Below are 19,960 nucleotides of genomic sequence, written 5' to 3' on the forward strand. Positions count from 1 at the left end.
ATCACCAGTCCATCGGCTCGTCGGGCTCCTCCGGCTCCGGCCACTCGTCCACCGCGTCGCCCGAGCCCCACGCCGCACCACCGGTGTTCGTGGTCTTCGGCTTGGGCTTGGAGGCCTGGGCAGCGGCAGGCGCGGCACCGGCCGGTGCGGGCCCGCCGGCCGCCACGACCTCCAGGATCTGCTCGCCGTACTTCGTGAGCTTGGCCTGGCCGACGCCGCTCACCGCGCCCAGCGAGGCGAGGGAGCCGGGACGTGACGCCGCGATGGACTTCAGCGTGGCGTCGTGGAAGATCACGTAGGCCGGGACGCTCTGCTCGCGGGCCTGCTGGGCCCGCCACTCGCGCAGCGCCTCGAAGAGCGGGCCCGCGTCGGCGGGGAGATCCACCTTCACCTTGGCCGCGCCGGAGGAGGACGCCGTGCGCGTCGTCGAGCGGACAGGCGTCGGGTCCTTGCGCATCTTCACTTCGCGCTTGCGGCCCAGAACCTCGGAACTCGCCTCGGTCAGCACCAGCGTCGAGTACTCGCCCTCGACGGCCAGCAGGCCCTGGGCGAGGAGCTGGCGGACCACGCCGCGCCACTCGCTCTCGTTCAGGTCCTCGCCGATGCCGAACGTGCTGAGCTGGTCGTGGTCGAACTGGATGACCTTGGCGGTCTTGCGGCCCAGCAGGATGTCGATGGCCTGACCGGCGCCGAACTTCTGGTTGCGCTCCTTGCGCAGCCGGAAGACCGTGGAGAGGACCTTCTGCGCGGCGACCGTGCCGTCCCACGCCTCGGGCGGCGTCAGGCAGGTGTCGCAGTTGCCGCAGGGGACCCCGCCGGGCTCGTTGAAGTACTCGAGGAGCCGGGTGCGGCGGCACGTCACCGTCTCGCAGAGGGCGAGCATCGCGTCGAGGTGCGCCTGCGAGCGGCGGCGGAACGCGAGATCGCCCTCCGACGACTCGATCATCTTGCGCTGCTGCACCACGTCCTGAAGGCCGTAGGCGAGCCACGCGGTGGACGGGAGACCGTCGCGACCGGCGCGGCCCGTCTCCTGGTAGTAGCCCTCGACCGACTTCGGCAGGTCGAGGTGGGCCACGAAGCGGACGTCCGGCTTGTCGATGCCCATGCCGAACGCGATCGTCGCGACCATGACCAGGCCGTCCTCGCGCAGGAACCGGGCCTGGTTGCGCTGACGGACCGACGAGTCGAGGCCCGCGTGGTACGGCAGCGCGGGAATGCCGTTGGCCACCAGGAACTCGGCCGTCTTCTCCACCGACGCGCGGGAGAGGCAGTAGACGATGCCTGCGTCGCCCTGGTGCTCGCTGCGCAGCAGGTCCAGCAGCTGCTTCTTCGGCTCCTTCTTGCCGACGATGCGGTACTGGATGTTCGGCCGGTCGAAGCTGGAGACGAACTGACGCCCCTCGCTCAGCTCCAGGCGCGTGAGGATCTCCTTGCGCGTTGCCTCCGTCGCGGTGGCGGTGAGCGCGATCCGCGGCACCTTCGGCCAGCGTTCGTGCAGGTGCGTGAGGGAGAGGTAGTCGGGCCGGAAGTCGTGGCCCCACTGGGAGACGCAGTGCGCCTCGTCGATCGCGAACAGCGCGATCTCCCCCTGGTCGAGCAGGCGCAGGGTCGCCTCGGAGGTCAGCCGCTCCGGCGCCAGGTAGAGCAGGTCGAGCTCGCCGTTGACGAACTCGGCCTCGACCATCCGGCGTTCGTCCCAGGACAGCGAGGAGTTCAGGAAGCCCGCGCGCACGCCCAGGGCGCGCAACGCGTCCACCTGGTCCTGCATCAGCGCGATGAGCGGGGAGATCACCACGCCCGTGCCGGGCCGCACCAGGGCGGGCACCTGATAGCACAGGGACTTGCCACCGCCGGTCGGCATGAGCACCAGCGCGTCGCCACCCGCGACCACGTGCTCGACGATGGCGGCCTGGTCGCCGCGGAACTCGGGGTACCCGAAGACGCGCTGCAGAACCTGCAGCGCGTCCCCGTGGTCGGTTGAACCCATGCCGCCGATGCTAGCGAGCAGCACCGACAGTCCGGAGAGCTAGCCCAACTGGCTCTTCGTACCAGCGGAAACGCTGGCGGCGGTCAGCGGAACGGCCGACGCGGCCGGCACCGAACCCTTCAGCGGGATCCGCACCGACGTGCCCGCCAGGTCGACGGTCAGCCTCGGCAGCTGGCTCGGGCGCACGATCGCGCTCGAGTCGGTGCCGCCGATGAGCAGGCCCAGCCGGTGCCCCGCCGGGATCACGTGGTCCGTTGTGGACAGTCGGAACGTCATGCTGTACTTGGTTCCCGGCGTGATCGTGCGCGGAGTCGACAGCGACTGGTAGTTCGCGAGGTCCGCCCAGCCGCGCGCGATGATCTGCGCGTCGACGTTGCCCGTCGTCGCCTCCGTGTTGCGGTAACAGGCGTCATCGCCCGTGCGGCTCTCGCCCCAGCACGACTCCGTGGTCAAGGTCCGGATGCCCTCGCCGGTCCGCACCGTCGCCGGTCCGTAGTCGACGAGATACGCCGTGAGGTGCGCGGTCGGCGTAGACGACGACACCCCCACCGTGATCGACGACGTGCCCGCAACGCGCAGGTCAGAGGTCAGCGCGGCCGTCGAGTAGAGCACCCGGCCGGTGTTCGAGCCGGAGAGCCAGGTCGACGGCGTCGCGTTGCCGTTGTCGGTGAACGCGGCCGTGCCGGTGCCAGGCGCCGTGCCGAGTCCCGAAGAAGAGGGACGCAACACGGTGCTGACGGTGCCCGAAGGCGGCCACGTCTGGTCGTCCACCCACTGGTTGGGCGCGCGTTCCGAGGAGATCTGCGCTTCGTTCTCGATCCCGTTCTGCACGTTGAGCAGCCAGCGGTCGAACCACCGGTGCAGCGTCGGGACCCACTCGCTGCGCCGGAAGTCGAACGGGTCGACGTGCGCGGTCTGCGAGAACCACAGCTTCTTCGGCACCGAGGCCGGCACCGCGTCCCAGAACTGGCCGTACTGCAACGTCTTCACGTTGAGGTCGTTCAGGCCGTGGATCGCGAAGATCGACGCCTTCACCTTCGACGCGTTGCGCACGAAGTCACGCGTCTGCCACATCGCCGTGTAGTCACCGTTGGAAGGAGAACCGTTCGTCATCTGCGTGCGCACCGCACCACATCGTGAGCGCGCGTTGGAGTTCTCGAAGTTCGAGCCCAACCCGGTCGGCGAGGCGTAGCCGGGGTACGCGACGCCGTCCGAGCGGAACCAGTCGTACCAGGAACTGATGGCCGCGATCGGCACGATGGTCTTCAGCCCGTCGATCCCGGTCGACGCGACGCCGTTCGCGATCGAGCCGTCCCACGACTTGCCGATCATGCCGACGGCACCGGTCGACCAGGAGGCGGACTTCGTGGTGGCGCCGGTCAGGGTCGAGTAGCCGGTCTTGCGGCCGTTGAGCCAGTCGATCACGGCCGTGCCGGAGGCGATCTCCGACTGACCGCCGACGTCGACGCAGCCACGCGACCGGTTCGTGCCGAGGAAGTCGACCAGCACGACGGCGTAGCCGCGCGGCACGAAGTAGTTGTCGTAGAAGAGCGGGAACTTCACCGGCACCCCGGCGGAGTCGTAGGTCTTGACCTCGCTCTCGTTGCCGCGTCCGGCGCTCTGGTAGTAGGGACTGGCGTCCATGATCACGGGCACGCGCCCGGTCGTGGCCGGCCTGATGATGTCGGCGGTCACCCGGTCACGGGTGCCGTCGCCGTCGAGATCGAGCCCGGAGTCGACGTAGACCGTCTCCCGGACCGCGTCGGCCATCGAGTGGATCGGCGCGGACACGCCGCCGGACAGGCTGAACGCTGGTGTCGCCGCTGTGGCAGGGATTGGCGTCAGGGTCAGGGCCCCTGCTAACGCCACTACAACACGAACACGCTTCATGAAGATTCACGCTAAGGAGTGACGAAGTCGCCCCGTCAGAGCCGAAAGGCTTGACCCTCCGCTGTTGCGCCCGGCACTCCCCTCACGAATATTCGTTCTTCGTGAGCTTCACCTTCGAGCCCGGCCGCACCCGCGTCGTCTTCGGCCGCGGCACCGTCTCCTCCGTGCGCGCCGAGGTCGAACGGCTCGGCGCGAAGCGGGTGCTGCTGATCGCGCGGCACGGCGGCGACAAGGTGGCGGCCGAGCTCGGCCCGTTGCTCGTCACCCGGTTCACCGGCGCGACCATGCACACGCCGGTCGAGGTCACGGAGCGCGCGCTCGTGTCGTTGCGCGAGCACGGCGCGGACTGCATCGTGTCGGTCGGCGGTGGATCGAGCACAGGACTGTCGAAGGCACTCTCGGTGCGTGCGGGCGTCCCGCAGATCATCATCCCGACGACGTACGCGGGCTCCGAGGTCACGCAGGTGCTCGGCGAGACGGCGGACGGACTGAAGAAGACGCGGCGCGACCCGGCGATCCAGCCCGGCACCGTCATCTACGACGTCGAACTGACACTGGACCTGCCGCTCGACGTCACGGTGACAAGCGCGCTCAACTCTCTCGCGCACGCCGTCGCCGCCCGAGGCAACGAGAACCCGTTGATCGACGCCATCGCGACCAAGGCGATCGAGGGCGTTTTGCACGCTTTGAGCGGAAACCCGTCCACTGTGGATGCGCGGACCGAGCTGCTGTCCTCGGCGTGGCTCGCGGGCACGTGCCTCGCGTCCGTCCCCATGGGACTGCACCACAAGCTCGCGCACGTTTTAGGTGGTTCGTTCGGATTGCCGCATGCCGCGACGCACACGGCGCTGCTGCCTCACACGGCACCGTCCGATCTGGCCGCTCGCATCCACGACACGGCCACGCGGTTCGGTGCGGTGACCTCGTTGCGCGAACTGGGGATGGCGGAGTCCGATTTGTCCCGCGCTGCGGAGATCGCCGGGCATCCGGACGCCCAACGGGTCCTGACCAACGCCTGGCGCGACGCAACATCCGACTGACGGGTTGTCATTCTTAAGGCTGATGTTCACAGCTCTGAACTCAGACGAACCTCCGATGTGCTTCCTGAAGACTTCCTGAAGTATCTGGAGCATGCTCAGCCCGCTGGATCTGTCCCTGATAAACGGACCGATCCCCAAGGCCGCCACGGTCGCGGCCGCGCTCGCCCTCACGTACCTGACAATTCGGAAGAACCGGACCTGGTGGGTCCGCGTGCTGCCGATCGTTGTGCTGGTGTGCGCGCTCCTGGTGACCGGACTGACGCTCGTGATCAACCACGTGTGGAAACCGTGGCCGGAGCCGATGCCGATCATCCTGATGGTGTGGCTGGGCGCGGCACTCGTGGCCCTCAGTCTCGCCGTGGCGAGGCTACGGCCGTCGCGGTGGTACGGACGTGTGTTCACCATCATCGCCGCCGTCGTCGTCATCTCAGGCGCACTGACGGCCACGAACGCGTACTACGGGCTGTACCCGACGTCGAGGGCCGCGCTGCAGGTGTTCAACAACCCGAGCGTCGACCTGCCGGACAGCGTCCCGGTCGCGGACGTGCTCGACCTGCCCGCCGGCAAGAAGCTGGCCGACGTCTGGACCGGCGCCGGCGTACCGGACAAGGGCACGCTGTCCGAGGTCGAGATCCCCGGCGCGATGAAGACGCGTCCGGCGTGGATCTACCTGCCGCCCGCGTACGCCGTGAAACCCCGTCCGCGACTGCCGGTGCTGGTCCTGCTGGCGGGCCAGCCGGGTTCTCCTCGCGACTGGTACGACGCCGGCCGGATCTCCGACAACATGGACGAGTTCGCACGCGCCCACCAGGGCCTCGCGCCGATCGTCGTCATGCCCGACTCCATCGGCTCCCTCACGGCGAACCCGCTGTGCCTCGACTCGAAGCTGGGCCAGTCGGAGACGTACCTGACCCGCGACGTGCCCAAGTGGGTCAAAGAGCGCCTCACGGTCGACGAACGCCGTGAAGCGTGGACGGTCTCGGGCCTCTCACACGGCGGCACGTGCTCACTGCAACTCGCAGTGCGCGCGCCTGACGTGTACGGCAACTTCATCGACCTGTCCGGCCAGCGCGAGCCCACGCTCGGCACGCGCGCCGAGACGGTCAAAGCCGCGTTCGGCGGCGACGAGGCGGCGTTCGTCCGCGTCAACCCGCTGGACATCCTCGCCAAGCAGAAGTTCCCGCAGACCTCGGGCGTGATCGTGGCCGGCAAGGACGACGGTCAGTACCGCCCGGCGGGACTCGAGGTGTTCGAGGCCTGTCGCAAGGCCGGAATGGACGTGCAGTGGAAGGAACTACCGGGAGGACACGACTGGAACGTCTGGCGGCCGGGCCTCTACGGCACTCTGCCGTGGCTCGCGCAGCGAACAGGGCTGGTCAGATGATCGCCAGACTGTTCCGCACCGCGCCGCTGACCTGCGCGTTCCTCATCGTCTTCTGGACGGTCGGCGCGCTGACCGGTGCGATCACCGGCGCGAGCGACGACCTGCTCGCGCGCACCGGGTTCGGCACCGGAAGTCCGCTGTGGACCGTCCTCACCTCGGCGCTGTGGTCGATGGACCTGCTGGGCTACGTCGCGACCACCGTGCTGCTGCTCGTCGCCGGACCGCTGGCCGAACGCTCGTTCGGCGCGGCGCGGACCGCGGTGATCTTCCTGGCCACGCACGTGCTCGGCTCGTTCCTGGGGCTCGGGCTGGTGCTGATCGGGCGCGACCTGCACTTCGGCTGGCTCGAGTCGCTCGTGGGCGAGGTCGCGGCGGGGCCGTCGATCGGCGGGGTCGGGCTGGTGCTCGCGCTGACGTTCCGGATGCCGCCGCTGTGGAGGCGCCGCGTCCGGCTGATGATGATCTTGTCGGTGCTGGTGCTTACGCTGTGGTCAGGTTGGCTTGAAGACCTGCTCCGACTGTCCGGTGGCGTGGCCGGGTTGCTGATCGGGGCGTTGTTCCTGAAGAACGGGCCGGTGCAGAAGGCGCGTTCGCTCCAGGAGACGCGGGTGCTGGTGGCGCTGCTGCTCGCGGCGTCGGCGCTCGGGCCGGTGGTGTCGATGATGTCGCCGTACCCGAACGGACCGCTCTGGTGGTTCGCGGACGTCGTGGCGGTCGCTCAGCCGTCGCAGGAGGACGTCGACGCGGTGTGCGGCTCGGACATGATCGAGCTGTGCCGGACGATGATGGTCCAGCTGTCGTACGGCCGGTTCCCCGCGCTCGTGATGTCGCTGCTGCCGGCGTTGCTGCTGCTCGTGCTGGCGGAAGGGCTGCGACGCGGACGGCGGTTCGCGTGGCGGGCGGCGCTCGTGTTCAACGTGGCGTTCGCGGCGTTCATCGGTTCGTACGTCGTGTACGTCGCGCAGTTCCCGGACGCCAGTCTGCTGGAGCTCGCGGTCTCGTTCGGTGTGCCGATGCTGGCACCGCTCGCGATCATCGTGGTGTTGTTGTTGACGCGCAAGCACTTCGACGTGCGTCTACCTCGGCATGCCGTCGTGAAGTTCTGGCGGTTCACGGCGATCAGCGTCGCGTTGCTGTCGGTGCTCTACGTCTTCGGTGGGTACCTGGTCCGCGACCAGTTCACACCGGAGCCGGGGTTCGGCGCGCTGCTCGCGGACCTGCCGACGCGGTTCCTGCCGCCCGGCTACCTCGACCTGGTGCCGCTCCAGTTCTCCGCCGAGGGGTTCGTCGGCGCGCTGCTGTTCGAGTACACGGGCGTGGTGTTCTGGCTGATCGTGCTGGCCGGTCTGCTGATGGCGTCGTGGCGGACGTGGCCGTCGTCGTGCGAAGAAGCGGCGACGCACGCCCGTGAGCTGATGCAGCGGCACGGCGGTTCGTCGTTGTCGTACATGACGACGTGGCGCGGCAACCAGTACTGGTTCACGCCGGACGGTGAGACGGCCATCGCGTACCGCGTGGTGGCGACCATCGCGCTGACGGTCGGCGATCCGATCGGTCCGGCGCGGGTGGACGCCGTGCGCGGGTTCGCGGAGTTCTGCGCGCAGAACGGCTGGACGCCGTGTCTCTACAGCGTGGGCGCCGAGACGCGGGCCGCGGTGGAGAGCCTCGGGTGGTCCGCGGTGCAGGTCGCCGAGGACACGATGATCGAGCTGGACCAGCTGAGCTTCACCGGCAAGAAGTGGCAGGACGTGCGCACGGCGTTGAACAAGGCCGCCAAGGCCGGCATCACCGCCGAGTGGTGCACGTACGCCGACGCGCCGTACGCGATCACGGACCAGATCCGCTCGATCTCGGCGGAGTGGGTGGCGGACAAGGGCCTGCCGGAGATGGGTTTCACGCTGGGAGGGCTGGAGGAACTGGCCGGTGACGGTGTCCGTTGCCTGCTGGCGGTGGACGGCGACCGCACCGTGCACGGCATCACGAGCTGGCTGCCGGTGTACGCGGACGGCGAGATCGTCGGGTGGACGCTCGACTTCATGCGCCGCCGCACGCACGGCTTCCGCGGCTCGATGGAGTTCCTGATCGCCTCGGCGGCACAACAGCTCCAAGCCGAGGGAGCACGGTTCCTGAGCCTGTCCGGGGCGCCGCTCGCCCGGCTGGACCGCGGTGAGCGACCACGGGCGTTGCAGCGCGTCCTGGACTTCACCGGGCAGGTGCTGGAGCCGGTGTACGGGTTCCGCTCGCTGTTCGCGTTCAAGGCGAAGTTCCAGCCGACCTATCAGCCGATGTTCATGGCGTATCCGGACTCGGCGGCGCTGCCGCGCATCGCGAACGCGGTGAGCCGCGCGTACCTCCCGCACCTCAACGCACGGCAGGGACTTCGGCTGGCGAGCAAGATGATCATCCGGACCCGCGAGCGCGTGACCACGCATGGTCGAACTCGCTAGTCCGAAAGGGTGGTGAGGAGATCCTCTTCGTCACACTTCCGCGCTGCTAGGCGAAGATGCGCCGATGACCGTGCGGGGCAATCTGCCTGCCCAGACCACGACGTTCATCGGCCGCGAGGCCGTGCTCGCCGAAACCGAGGCGCTCCTCGGCCGAGCACGGCTGGTCACGCTGGCGGGGCCGGGCGGGATGGGCAAGACCCGGATCGCCGTGGAGACGGGGCGTGCGCTGGCGCAGGCGTTCCAGCACGGGGCCTGGCGGGTGCGGCTCAGGGACCTCAAGGACCCGGCGGCGCTGGCACGTGCGGTCGCGACCGAACTGCGGATCGTCGACAACTCACCGGAGCCCGGACTCGGGCGGCTCGTGGAGTCGTTGTACGACAAGCACTTGCTGCTCGTTCTGGACGACTGCGAGCACCTGCTGGAGGCGGTCCGGCATCTGGTGCACCACCTGTTGCGCGACTGCGAGGGGCTGACGATCCTCGCGACCTCGCGGGAGCCGCTCGGCGTCTACGGCGAACAGCTGCTGCGGGTTCCGCCGCTGAGCGTGGACGACGCGGTGCTGCTGTTCGAGGAACGGGCGGAGGTGGCACCGGACCTGGCCGACGTCACCGCGCTGTGCGAGGCGGTGGACGGGCTGCCGCTCGCGATCGAGTTACTCGCCGCGCAGCCTGCCGGCGTGGTGCTGTCCGAGGTGTTCCGGCAACCTGAGCCCGCCACGCTGGAGCAGGTGCTCGAATGGTCGGCGCGGCAGTGCACGGACGAGGAACGGCGGTTGTGGGCGCGGCTGTCGGCGTTCCCCGCGGACTTCGACCTCGCCGCGGCCGAGGCGGTGGCGGACGCGGACGTGCTGAAACCGTTGTCCGCGTTGGTTCACAGATCGATCGTGGCGACAGCGACGAGTCCGGTCACCGGCGAGACCCGCTACCGGTTGCTGGACACCGTGTCGCAGTTCGGCGCCCGTCTGCTGACGAACGCCGACGAGCCGTTACGGCGCCACGCGGTGCACTACAGCGAGTTCGTGGACGAGGCCGCACGCTCGTGGTTCTCACCCGGCGAAACGCGGTGGATGGGCAGGCTGTGGGAGGAGTGGCCGAACATCCGCGCGGCGGTCGGGCACGCGCTGCGGACCCCTGATCTGGCCGCGGCCGGCGCGGCCGTGACGATGAACGTGCAGCGCGCGCGTTTCACGTCGTTCGCGGGCATGCTCGGCCAGGCATGGGACCTGCTCACGGCCGCCCGCGAGGTGATCACCGAGGCTCCGCTGCGGACATCGTTGCTGGCGCACTGCGCGTACATGGCTCAGGTGCGGGGCGACTCGGCGGTGGCGTTCCCGTTGATGAACGAGGCACGCGCGTTACCCAGGTTGCCGATCACCGACGTGCACCTGGTTCTCGCCGAGGCCACGCATCTCTTCTTCGTGGAGGGCTCACCGGACTGCGTGCCGTTGTACGCGCACGTCGTGGAGCTGTGCCGCGAGCACTCGTCGCCGGGTGACACCTACATCACCGAGCTGATGCACGCGATGGCCGCGTGCTTCCTGTTGGACGCCGAGGCCGCGGACAAGACTACGACAGCGTTGGCCAGGCAGGCGGAGAGCAACGGCGTGAGCTGGGCGCACGCCTGGGGCCTGTGGCATCGCGGCCTCTACGAACTGCTGCACGGCGATCCGGCGCAGGTGCATCCGCTGGCGGTCCAGGCGTTGCGGATCCAGCTGACGCTCGGCGACACCTGGAGCACCCCGTTCAGTCTGTGGCTGCTCGCCTGCACGTGCGCGGAACTCGGCGCGAACGACCGCGCGGCACGGCTGCTCGGCGCGCTGCGGTCGCAGGAACGGGTCTCGCGGATCTCGTTCAGCGGCATGAGCCCGTTCCGCCGAGTGCTGGACCGCGCCGACCGCACCGTCCGCCGCTCGCTCGGCGACGACTACCAGGTGATCACGACGCTCGGCGCCGACCTGCGGCCGGAGCAGGTGATGGCGTTCGCGCTCGAACCGGTGCCGGACTCCGAACGCCGGCCGGTGAAACCACTGCTGCCCGGCGGCCTGACCAGGCAGGAGTTCACGATCGCCGGTCTGGTCGCGGACGGGTACACGTCGAAGCAGATCGCGGCACGGCTGTACATCTCGCCGCGGACAGCGGACCGGCACGTGGTCAACATCCGCGTGAAGCTGGGCCTGCCGACCAGAGTGGCGCTCGCGGCCTGGCACCGTTCGGCCACCGGCGAACGCTAGCGCGCCTCGAACGCCAGCTTCAGCCCCAGCGCGACGAACACCGACGCCGTCAACCGATCGAGCAGAACCTGCTGGCGCAGCAGGAAAGCACGGGCGCGACCGGCCACCGGCGAACGCTAGCGCGCCTCGAACGCCAGCTTCAGCCCCAGCGCGACGAACACCGACGCCGTCAACCGGTCGAGCAGAACCTGCTGGCGCAGCAGGAAAGCACGGGCGCGACCGGCCACCGCGATCAGGATCGGCAGCCACACCAGGCCGAGTCCGAGGTGGATCGCGACGAGCGCCGCACCCCAGGCGGGCTGACCGGCGGGCATGAACTGCGGCAGCAACGACAGGTAGAACACGCCGACCTTGGGGTTGAGCAGGTTCGTCAGCAGTCCCACCCGCAACGACGCCCCGGCGCCCGGCACCGGACGCGAGTCCTCCAGCGACACGGCCTTGCGCGCCATGGAGAAAGATGACAGGCACAACGCCTTGGCGCCCAGGTAGATCAGGTACGCGGCACCGAGCCACCGCACGACGTCGTAGGCCAGTTCGGACGCCCGCAACAACGCCGTCAGGCCTGCCAGGCTCGCCACGCCCCAGCCCAGGCACCCCAGCGTGATGCCGAGAACCACGCCCATCGCCGCGCGTTTGCCGCTCAGCAACGCCGTGCGCAACACCATTACCGTGTCCAGGCCGGGCGTGAGGACGGTGAGCAGCGCGACGAGCGAGAAGCTCAGGAGTGCGGCGGTCGACATGGCCACATCAGATCACAGGTCAGCGCGCGTCCACGGCGGTCTTCAAGCCGAACGCGATCAGCGCTGAAGCCGACAGGCGGTCCAGCAGAAGCCGTTGCCGCAGCAGGAAAGCGCGGGCCCGGCCGGCCGCCGTGATCAGAATCGGGAACCACACCAGCCCGATGCCGAGGTGGATGGCCACGAGCACGCCGCCCCACGCGGGCTGGCCGACGGGCAGGAACTGGGGCAGCAACGAGATGTAGAAGACACCCGGCTTCGGGTTGAGCAGGTTCGTCAGCAGTCCGACCCGGACGGCCGCGCGCACCGACGGCACCGGCGCGGGTTCGTCGATCTCGGTCGGGCGCCTCGAGTTCCACAGCGCCTTGACGCCCAGGTAGATCAGGTATCCGGCACCGAGCCACCGCACGATGTCGTAAGCCAGTTCGGACGCCTGCAACAACGCGGTCAGGCCGACCAGGCCCGCGGTCGCCCACACCAGGCACCCCAGCGTGCTGCCGACCACGACACCCATCGCGGCGCGGCGGCCGACCAGCAACGCCGTCCGCAGCACCAGCAGGGTCTCCAGGCCCGGCGTGATGACGGTCAGCAGCGCGACGAAGGTGAAGCTCAGGAGTGCGGTGGTGGACATGACGTCATGAGAACACGGCAGACCCTTGCCACCACAAGATTTAACACACCCGACACGATCACACGGGCTTGGTGTAGCGGTGCGCCGGAACCGGAATGGGCCCGTCCGGATGCGGTGCCTGGTGGTCGAACAGGCCTTCGTCGGTCCAGCCCTGCCGCTCGTAGAACCGGCGCGCCCGCGCGTTCCCGGCGACGACCGCCAGCCACGCGCGGACGTGCCCGTTCGCCGCCACCTCACTCTCGGCAGCGGCCAGAAGTGCCTGCGCGACACCGGATCCACGATGATCGGCGGAGACGTAGACCTGCTCGGCCTCGTCCCCGATGACCATCACGAACCCGGCGACATCGCCGTTCACCGTCGCGACCGTGGTGTGTTCGACGTGCTCCAGCGCACGTGGCTCGAAGGTCTCCTCCGGCCGTGCGTCGACGAGCCGCTGCGGCACGTTGCCGAGGTGCGCGTCGCACCAGCCCGGATACCAGATCCGGGCCACCGCGGCGGCGTCGTCCGAGGTCGCGCGCCTGACTTCCATCACGGGCGGTACCAGGCGCGAACGCCCAGACGCCCGGTGCTGCCCAGGTCGACGAGGACGCGCCCCTCGGGTGTCGTCGCGACCAACGGCTGCCACGTGCCGCCTGGCGCGGCCGCCATGTCGACGTGCTTGCCGACCTGCGGCGGGTCAGCCGACGCGTGCGTGTTCCGCCACACGAACGCGCTCTTCGCACTCTCGCCCGGCGGCACGGTGATCGGCTGCGGCGCGTCGTCGAAGCCTTCGAGCGCCGCGATGCCACCCGAACCGTCGAGAATCTCGACGTCCAACGGCTCCCGCCGCTCGTCGAACAGCTTGACCTGCGGATATCCGTTGAACTGCACCGGTTCCGCACCGCAGTTGACCACATCGACGGACATCACGCGCAGACCCATGGCCGCACTCGTGACGTTCGTGGTGAACCGCAGACCGGTGTCGCACGACGGAGCCTCCGTCGCCTGCGCGCCCGTTCCGCACGCGACCAGGCCGGCGAGCGCGGCGATCACGACAAGAATTCTGCCCCCAGATCTCATGCGACCGATGCTGCCACAGAACGTTCGAGGTCGGCCGAAACCTTCACAAACGGAGGACCGGCACGGGAGCCGGCCCTCCACTGTGGAATCGGCTACACCCGCTCCCACAAGGCCGGGACGTTCGGCGGTTCCCAGCCGGGCAAGGAAGTGTGGCCCTGCCGGCAGCGATACGTCGAACCGCCGTGCGTCACCTGCGCACCGGTCGCGTAGGTGGTGTACGGCGCCCAGGCCGAGCCACCTGGGTTCGTGGTCGTGGTGGTCGTGGACGTCGTGGTCGAGGTGGTCGTGCTGGTGGTGGTCGACGTCGGCGGGGTGCCGGAGCCACGCGGCAGGTCGCCCGCGATCGCGTAACTGGTGCCACCGAAGGTGAACGTGAAGTTCGACGGCGACGCGATCGGCATGTAGTAGTTCAGCCGGACGTCGACCGAGGCGCCCGGCGCGATGGTCTGCCAGCTCGGCAGCGTCACGACGACGTGCTGGAAGTCGCCGCGCAGGCCGCCGACGTTCGGGCCGCTGTGGCCTCGGGTCGTGACGGAGAGACCGAACCCGGACTGGTCGGTCATGCTGCCCGGTGCGCTGGTGCCGTAGTCGAACTCGACGCGGGTACCGCCGGGGATCGTCGTGGTGGAGTTGTTGGTGATCCTCATGGTCGGGTTGATCGGGTAGTTGGCGTCACCCAGGGCGAACCCGGACACGCCCACGTTGACGTTCAGCACGGACGAAGGCATGGCGCGACCGGCTTTCGACGCGCCGTAGGGAGCGGCGCCGCGCAGGCCCGCGTCGATCTTCGAGATCAGCGTGTCGCCGATGTGGTACTGGGACTTGGCGCTGTCGTAGGCGTAGTCGCCGGCCAGCTCCCAGATCATGATGCCGCCCAGGCCCTTGCTGTTGACGTAGCTGGTCTTGGCCGCGATGGAGACGTCGTCCTCAGTGGACAGGAAGACGCCCTTGGTGCTGTTCCACAACCATGGCGTCACCATCGTGCTGTTGTAGTTGCGGGAGTACGTGCCGGTGACGCGGTCGTCGGGGTCGTTGACCGGGTCGAGGCCGTACTTGGTGAGGTAGTCCGGTGTTATGCCGTTCTGGAGGTTCATGGCGTGCCACATGGGGTTCACGCCCGAGGGCACCTCCATGCCGTTGAGCTCGTCGTGCCAGAGGTTGTCGATGCCGATGGCGCCGTTGCCGCACGGGACGGTCGACCCGACGGTCCCTCCTGTGCCGGGCGGGCACTGCGCCTGGTTGGGCAAGGCGGCGCGGCCCCACATCCCGTTGGTGCCGCCGGTGACGCCTCTCCAGCCGCGGGTGTAGAAGCCGACGCCGATGTTGATGCGGCCGGCCTGCATCGCACCGCGGAAGTAGTGATAGGCCCAGTCGGTGTTGAGGTAGCCCTGCCCGTCGTACTGCGGTGTCGTGTACACCTGCCAGTGCGCCAGTTCCGCGTCCTGGCCGTTGTCGTAGAGCGCGGCGTTCGGGCCCACGAAGTGGTTCCACGCGCCGTGCAGGTCGTAGCTCATGATGTTGAGGTAGTCGAGGTACCGCGTGACGCCGTAGGTCTCCTGGCCGCGCAACAACCAGCCGGACGCCGGAACCGCTGCGGTCAGCAGGTAGTGCCTGCCATCGGCCGCTCCCGCGCGGTCCAGCTTGTCGCGCAACGTCCGCATCAGGTTCTCGTAGCCCGCCCACAACGTGCCGCGGTTGGCGTTGGAGATCCAGAAGTCGTCGGGGTTCCCCGCGTAGTTGTTGGACGTCGCGTACTCGTAGTCGATGTCCGCGCCGTTGAAACCGTAGGTGCGCAAGAAGGTCACGACCGAGTCGGCGAACGTGTTGATCGACGCCTGCGACTGCGCGAGCTTGTAGAAGCCACCCGTGGCGTTGCGGGTGCCGTCGGGGTTCAGGATCCCGCCCGACTCCGCCCAGCCGCCGATCGAGATCAGCGTCTTCACGTTCGGGTTCTGCTTCTTGTACTTGGTCAGCAGGTTGAAATGGCCCTTGTAGGACAGCGTCGGATCCATCTCGGCGCCAGGAACGCCAGGCCACTCCATGCCGGTCGACGCGTTGTTCGCACCCGCGGGTCCGACCGAGATCCTGTTGTCCGTGCCGATGCCCGCGAACGCGTAGTTGATGTGGGTGATCTTGTTCCACGGGATGTTGCTCGCCAGGTACGCGGGCGCGCCGTTCTTCCCGGTGCGCCAGCTGGTGAAGTACCCGATCACGCGGCGGGACTTGTCCCCCATCAGCTCACGACCGGCGGTGTCGTAGACCGTGCAGTACGGGGTGTCGACGCCGGGCGTGCGGTACAGGCCGTCCGGGCGGCAGTCCTCGTGCCCCGCGGCCTGCGACGGGGCCGGGCTGACGAGGGCGACCACGACGAGACCCGCGAGGGTCACCAGGGCCGCGAGTAGCGGGAGGATCTTTCTGGAGAGGCGCATGCCGAACCTCCTTGCAGGGAGGCGGCCTGTGCCACCCAGTCTGGGACCGGGAAACAGACCGGTCAATACGAGGTATAGACCAATCAACGATATAGTTGACATCGACTAGTTAGAGTCGGATAGTCGACATCAACCAAGGAGGACGCATGCGGCGCAAGGTGTCGAACCCGCTGGCCCTGGCGGTGCTGGCACATCTCGTGATGGGCCCCATGCACCCCTACGAGCTGGGCAAACAGCTCAAGGACACCGGCAAGGACCGCAACATCAAGTTCAACCGCGGGTCGCTCTACATGGTCGTCGAGCAGCTGCGGAAGGCCGGGTTCGTCGCCGAGCAGGAGACCGTCAAGGACACCCAACGGCCCGAACGCACGATCTACGCACTGACCGGCACCGGACGCGACGAGCTGCACGACTGGATGCGCGAGCTTGTCCGCGACCCGGCGCACGAGTACCCGCAGTTCGGCGTGGCGCTGTCGCTCATCTCGGTGCTGGACCCGGTGGAGTCCGTGGAGTTGCTGCGCGCCCGTGCCGAAGCGCTCACGAAGGACCTCGACGAGACGCGCGCGATGGTCGGCAAGGCGACCGCCGACGGCGTCCAGTGGATCTTCCTCGTCGAGGAGGAGTACCGGATGTCGTTGGTGGAGGCCGAACTGCGGCTGGTCGAGAAGCTCACGGGGGAACTGTCGAAAGCCGAGTACCAGCACCAGTGGCGGGAATTCTTCGGGAGGGAACAGTGAAGGCTTTAGTAATCGGGGGCGGCATAGCGGGTCCGGTCACCGCGCTGGCCTTGCGGAAGGCCGGCATCGACGCGGTGGTCTTCGAGGCGTACGACACGACCGCGGACGGCGTGGGCGGCATGTTGACCGTGGCACCCAACGGCCTGGCGGCGCTGAAGATCGCGGGTCTGGGTTCGGACTTCGGCGATCCCTTGCGCCACATGGTGATGACCGACGCCCAGGGCAGAACGCTCGGACGCATCACCGGAGACACCAGCCGGGTCGTGATGCGGGCCGAGCTGTACCAGCGGCTGCGCGAGCTGACGGTCGCCCAACGGATCAAGGTGGAGTACGGCAAGCGTCTCGTGGACGTGGAGAGCCGCGAAAACGGTGTCACCGCGACGTTCTCGGACGGCACCAGCGAGTCGGGTGACCTGCTGGTCGGCGCCGACGGCATCCGCTCGGTGGTCCGCAAGATCATCGATCCGGGCGCTCCCGACCCCGAGTACGTCGGCCTGCTGGGATTCGGCTCGTACGCGGAGAACAGCGGCGTGCACGGCGACCCGGAGACGATGTACTTCGTGTTCGGCAGCTCGTTCCTCGGCTACTGGGAACTACCGGACGGCACCATCGCGTGGTTCAACAACCTCGCGGTCCCCGAACCCCTGACGACGGCCGAGATGGACGCGATCCCCGCCGCCACCTGGCTGGACCGGCTGCGTGAGGCCTATGGGGACGACATGCCGGCGAAGCAACTCCTGGCGCACAGCAGCACTGTCATCGGCGGCGGACCGCTGGAGATCATGCCGAGCGTGCCGCGCTGGCACCGCGACCGCGTGGTGCTGGTCGGCGACTCCGCCCACGCCCCGAGCGCCAGTTCCGGTCAGGGCGCGTCACTGGCGGCCGAGTCGGCGGTGCAACTGGCCCGCTGCCTGCGCGACATCCCTGATCTGACCGAGGCTTTCGCCACCTACGAACGGCTGCGGCGGCCGAGGGTCGAACGGATCGCGGCCCGCGCGGCCCGCACCAACAGCAACAAGCGCGGCATCGGCCCGATCACCCGGCTGCTCATGCCGATCATGATGAAGGCCTTCGGGGCCAAGGCGTTCACGAAGGACCAGAACTACCGCGTCGACTGGGACGCTCAGGTCAGCCGATAGCCGTGCGACGGACGGTTCGCCATGCCGTACCGCGGCTGCACTTCCGCCTTGCCCATCGTCACCAGGTGCTCCAGATAGCGGCGCGCGCTCACGCGGGACAGTCCCGCCCGATCCCCGACCTCCTGGGCCGAGAGATCGTTCTGGCTGTCCCGCAACGCTTCGGTCACCAGCCGCAACGTCACCGCGGACAACCCCTTGGGCATGGCCAGGGCGCGCGGACGGTGGTGCATCAGCGAGTCGACCTCGTCCTGGTCCAGCACCTGCCCCAGCCGCTGCACCTCGATGCGCTGGGCGAGGTACTCCCGCATCCGGTCCAGGAACGCCGTGCGCGTGAACGGCTTCACCAGGTAGTTGTCCACGCCGCGGGACATGGCCTGCCGCACGGTCTCCCGTTCGCGGGCCGCCGTCACCGCGATGACGTCGACCGGTGGCCCACCGCGAGCCCTCAGCCGCGACAACACCTCCAGCCCGGACATGTCGGGCAGGTGGATGTCGAGCAGCACCAGGTCGGGCCGCAACGCCTCCACGGCCCGCAACGCCTCTCCGCCGCGGTGCGCCTCGCCGACGACCTCGAACTCGGGCATCGCCTCCAGGAACCCGCGGTGGATCGCCGCCACGGCGAAATCGTCATCGACAACGAGCGTTCGCACGCTCATCGGTTCCCCGTTTCCGGCAGCCACACGTCGAACGACGCGCCGCCGAGTTCCGAGTCGGTGATCGCCACCCGGCCGCTGCGCCGGGTCACCACCCTCGACACCAATGCAAGACCTATTCCTCTGCCGTGCGCGCCCTGGACGTCCTTCGAGCTCACGCCCAGGTCGAAGATGCGGCCGCGTTGCGACTCCGCCACTCCCGGCCCGTCGTCGTCCACGACCACCCGCACTCCGCTCACCGACGAGCGCACCAGCACTCGCACGGTTCCGCCGGTCTCCACGGCGTCGACCGCGTTGTCGACCAGGTTTCCCAGCACGGTCAACGCGTCGTCGCCCGCACGAATGTCGACGGAGCTGCCGGGATCGAGCCGGAGCGCCACACCTCGTTCGTGCGCGGTGGAGGATTTTGCCAGCAACAGGGCCGCCAGCGCAGGATCCGCGTTCGCTCCGTCGATGATGTCGGCCGTGACCGACCCGGCGCCGCCGACCCGTTCGATGTAGGCGACGGCGTCGGGGCCTCGATCGAGATCCAGCAGACCACCGATGACGTGCAGGTGGTTCGAGAACTCGTGGGCCTGCGCCCGCAGCACTTCCGTGACGGTGCGCTGGCCGTCGAGCTCGCGCAACGCGTCGTGCAGTTCGGTCCGATCGCGCAACGTCAGCACGACGCCGACCGCTCGGTCGTCCGTCTTGGCCGTCATCCGGTTCGCGACCAGAACCCGTTCGCCTGCCAGCACCAGCCGGTCCGCGACGTCGTCGTCCCCTCGCGCCAGGTCGAGCAGACCGGCGTCGAGCACTTCCGCCGCCGGCTGTCCGCTCGGGTTCTCCGCGAGGCCCAGCAACCGCATGGCCTCGTCGTTGACCAGCGCCAGCTTCTCCTGATCATCAACCGCGACAACGCCTTCACGGATGCCGTGCAGCATCGCGTCCCTGGTCTTCAGCAGTTGCTCGATCTCGGCGGGTTCGAGCCGGAACGTCCGCCGGCGCACGTGCTGCGTGATCAACGCGGCGCCGAGCACGCCGACCAGCGCGGCCGCGGCCAGCCAGCCGATCAGCTCCGGCAGGTCCTCGGCGAGGTCGGCGGACAGCTGGCTCTCCAGGATGCCGACCGACGCCATGCCGATGATCCGGCCGTCCGCCGCGCGCACCGGCACCTTGGCGCGCAACGACGTGCCGAGCGTGCCCGTCTCCGTGCCGACGAAGACCTCACCGGACAGCGGCGTGCTCGGGTCGGTCGACACGCGCTCGCCGATGCGCTTGGGGTCGGGGTGGGCGTAGCGGACGCCGTTGTGGTCGGTGACCACCACGTACGTCACGTTGGAGGCTTTGCGGATCAGTTCGGCCAACGGCTGGATCGTCGCGGGCGGGTCAACGGAATCGAACGCCTCGATCACCGTGGGTAGCCGCGCCACGCTCTCCGCGACGGACAGCATCCGGTCCCGGTAGGAGTCGCGGATCCGATCGCTCTGCAGTTTGGCGGCGAGCAGGCCGGCGGCACAGGTCGTCATCAGCACGATGACCACCTGCAATGCCAGCAGCAAGGCTCCAAACGAAACCGACCGACGGAACATGGATGGAATTCTGACGCATCAGCTGT

Annotated in this window: 15 protein-coding genes; 6 read left to right on the forward strand and 9 right to left on the reverse strand. The window is 68.7% G+C overall.

The annotated features are described in order from the left end of the window. Nucleotide 1 precedes the first annotated feature (1 nt). Nucleotides 2-1,987 (reverse strand): DNA helicase RecQ, encoded by a 1,986-nt coding sequence (gene recQ, locus BM417_RS21265; protein WP_093597956.1) that lies wholly within the window; start codon nucleotides 1,985-1,987, stop codon nucleotides 2-4. A 39-nt stretch (nucleotides 1,988-2,026) separates the two neighbouring features. Next, nucleotides 2,027-3,877, reverse strand: a complete 1,851-nt coding sequence (locus BM417_RS21270) for a Xaa-Pro dipeptidyl-peptidase (protein WP_093596991.1) — start codon at nucleotides 3,875-3,877, stop codon at nucleotides 2,027-2,029. 101 nt (nucleotides 3,878-3,978) lie between these two features. Here BM417_RS21270 and BM417_RS21275 point away from each other — a divergent pair, with 101 nt between their 5' ends. The 4 genes from BM417_RS21275 (at nucleotide 3,979) to BM417_RS21290 (ending at nucleotide 10,978) form a co-directional block, all read left to right on the forward strand. Continuing rightward, a complete protein-coding gene (locus BM417_RS21275) occupies nucleotides 3,979-4,917 on the forward strand; it encodes a maleylacetate reductase (protein WP_093596994.1) in 939 nt (312 codons plus the stop codon). A 91-nt stretch (nucleotides 4,918-5,008) separates the two neighbouring features. Beyond that, nucleotides 5,009-6,301 (forward strand): alpha/beta hydrolase-fold protein, encoded by a 1,293-nt coding sequence (locus BM417_RS21280; RefSeq protein WP_093596997.1) that lies wholly within the window; start codon nucleotides 5,009-5,011, stop codon nucleotides 6,299-6,301. Continuing rightward, nucleotides 6,298-8,748: a DUF2156 domain-containing protein gene (locus BM417_RS21285; protein ID WP_093597000.1), complete on the forward strand. Its 2,451-nt coding sequence runs from the start codon at nucleotides 6,298-6,300 to the stop codon at nucleotides 8,746-8,748. The genes BM417_RS21280 and BM417_RS21285 overlap by 4 nt, the downstream gene beginning before the upstream one ends. 64 nt (nucleotides 8,749-8,812) lie before the next feature. Beyond that, nucleotides 8,813-10,978, forward strand: a complete 2,166-nt coding sequence (locus BM417_RS21290; protein ID WP_093597003.1) for an ATP-binding protein — start codon at nucleotides 8,813-8,815, stop codon at nucleotides 10,976-10,978. Nucleotides 10,979-11,094: 116 nt separating this feature from the next. Here BM417_RS21290 and BM417_RS21295 read toward each other — a convergent pair whose 3' ends face one another. The 5 genes from BM417_RS21295 to BM417_RS21315 form a co-directional block, all read right to left on the reverse strand. Continuing rightward, nucleotides 11,095-11,718 carry a LysE family translocator gene (locus BM417_RS21295; RefSeq protein WP_093597959.1) on the reverse strand — a complete coding sequence of 208 codons (624 nt, stop codon included), beginning with the start codon at nucleotides 11,716-11,718 and terminating at the stop codon, nucleotides 11,095-11,097. A 19-nt stretch (nucleotides 11,719-11,737) separates the two neighbouring features. Continuing rightward, nucleotides 11,738-12,346, reverse strand: coding sequence for a LysE family translocator (locus tag BM417_RS21300; RefSeq protein WP_093597006.1), 609 nt, complete (start codon nucleotides 12,344-12,346; stop codon nucleotides 11,738-11,740). A 58-nt stretch (nucleotides 12,347-12,404) separates the two neighbouring features. Further along, on the reverse strand, nucleotides 12,405-12,875 hold the full coding sequence (locus BM417_RS21305) for a GNAT family N-acetyltransferase (RefSeq protein WP_093597009.1): 471 nt from the start codon (nucleotides 12,873-12,875) through the stop codon (nucleotides 12,405-12,407). Then, complete coding sequence (locus BM417_RS21310) at nucleotides 12,875-13,405, reverse strand: DUF4232 domain-containing protein (protein WP_093597011.1); 531 nt, start codon at nucleotides 13,403-13,405, stop codon at nucleotides 12,875-12,877. Before BM417_RS21310 ends, BM417_RS21305 begins: the two co-directional genes overlap by 1 nt. A 92-nt stretch (nucleotides 13,406-13,497) precedes the next feature. After that, entirely contained in the window at nucleotides 13,498-15,834 is a 2,337-nt protein-coding gene (locus BM417_RS21315; protein ID WP_093597014.1) for a chitinase C-terminal domain-containing protein, read from the reverse strand. A 146-nt stretch (nucleotides 15,835-15,980) separates the two neighbouring features. Between BM417_RS21315 and BM417_RS21320 the strand changes: the two genes are divergently transcribed. Beyond that, nucleotides 15,981-16,571 carry a PadR family transcriptional regulator gene (locus BM417_RS21320; RefSeq protein ID WP_093597017.1) on the forward strand — a complete coding sequence of 197 codons (591 nt, stop codon included), beginning with the start codon at nucleotides 15,981-15,983 and terminating at the stop codon, nucleotides 16,569-16,571. After that, nucleotides 16,568-17,710, forward strand: a complete 1,143-nt coding sequence (locus BM417_RS21325; protein WP_093597020.1) for an FAD-dependent oxidoreductase — start codon at nucleotides 16,568-16,570, stop codon at nucleotides 17,708-17,710. The genes BM417_RS21320 and BM417_RS21325 overlap by 4 nt, the downstream gene beginning before the upstream one ends. Here the strand turns inward: BM417_RS21325 and BM417_RS21330 are convergent. Together BM417_RS21330 and BM417_RS21335 are read right to left on the reverse strand one after the other, a co-directional pair. Next, nucleotides 17,695-18,366 (reverse strand): response regulator, encoded by a 672-nt coding sequence (locus BM417_RS21330; RefSeq protein ID WP_093597023.1) that lies wholly within the window; start codon nucleotides 18,364-18,366, stop codon nucleotides 17,695-17,697. The two genes, BM417_RS21325 and BM417_RS21330, sit on opposite strands and share 16 nt — an antisense overlap. Continuing rightward, nucleotides 18,363-19,904 (reverse strand): ATP-binding protein, encoded by a 1,542-nt coding sequence (locus BM417_RS21335; protein ID WP_245822055.1) that lies wholly within the window; start codon nucleotides 19,902-19,904, stop codon nucleotides 18,363-18,365. The genes BM417_RS21330 and BM417_RS21335 overlap by 4 nt, the downstream gene beginning before the upstream one ends. Between the last annotated feature and the right edge of the window lie 56 nt (nucleotides 19,905-19,960).

Source organism: Lentzea waywayandensis, from assembly GCF_900115955.1.
In the GTDB taxonomy this organism is placed as follows: domain Bacteria; phylum Actinomycetota; class Actinomycetes; order Mycobacteriales; family Pseudonocardiaceae; genus Lentzea; species Lentzea waywayandensis.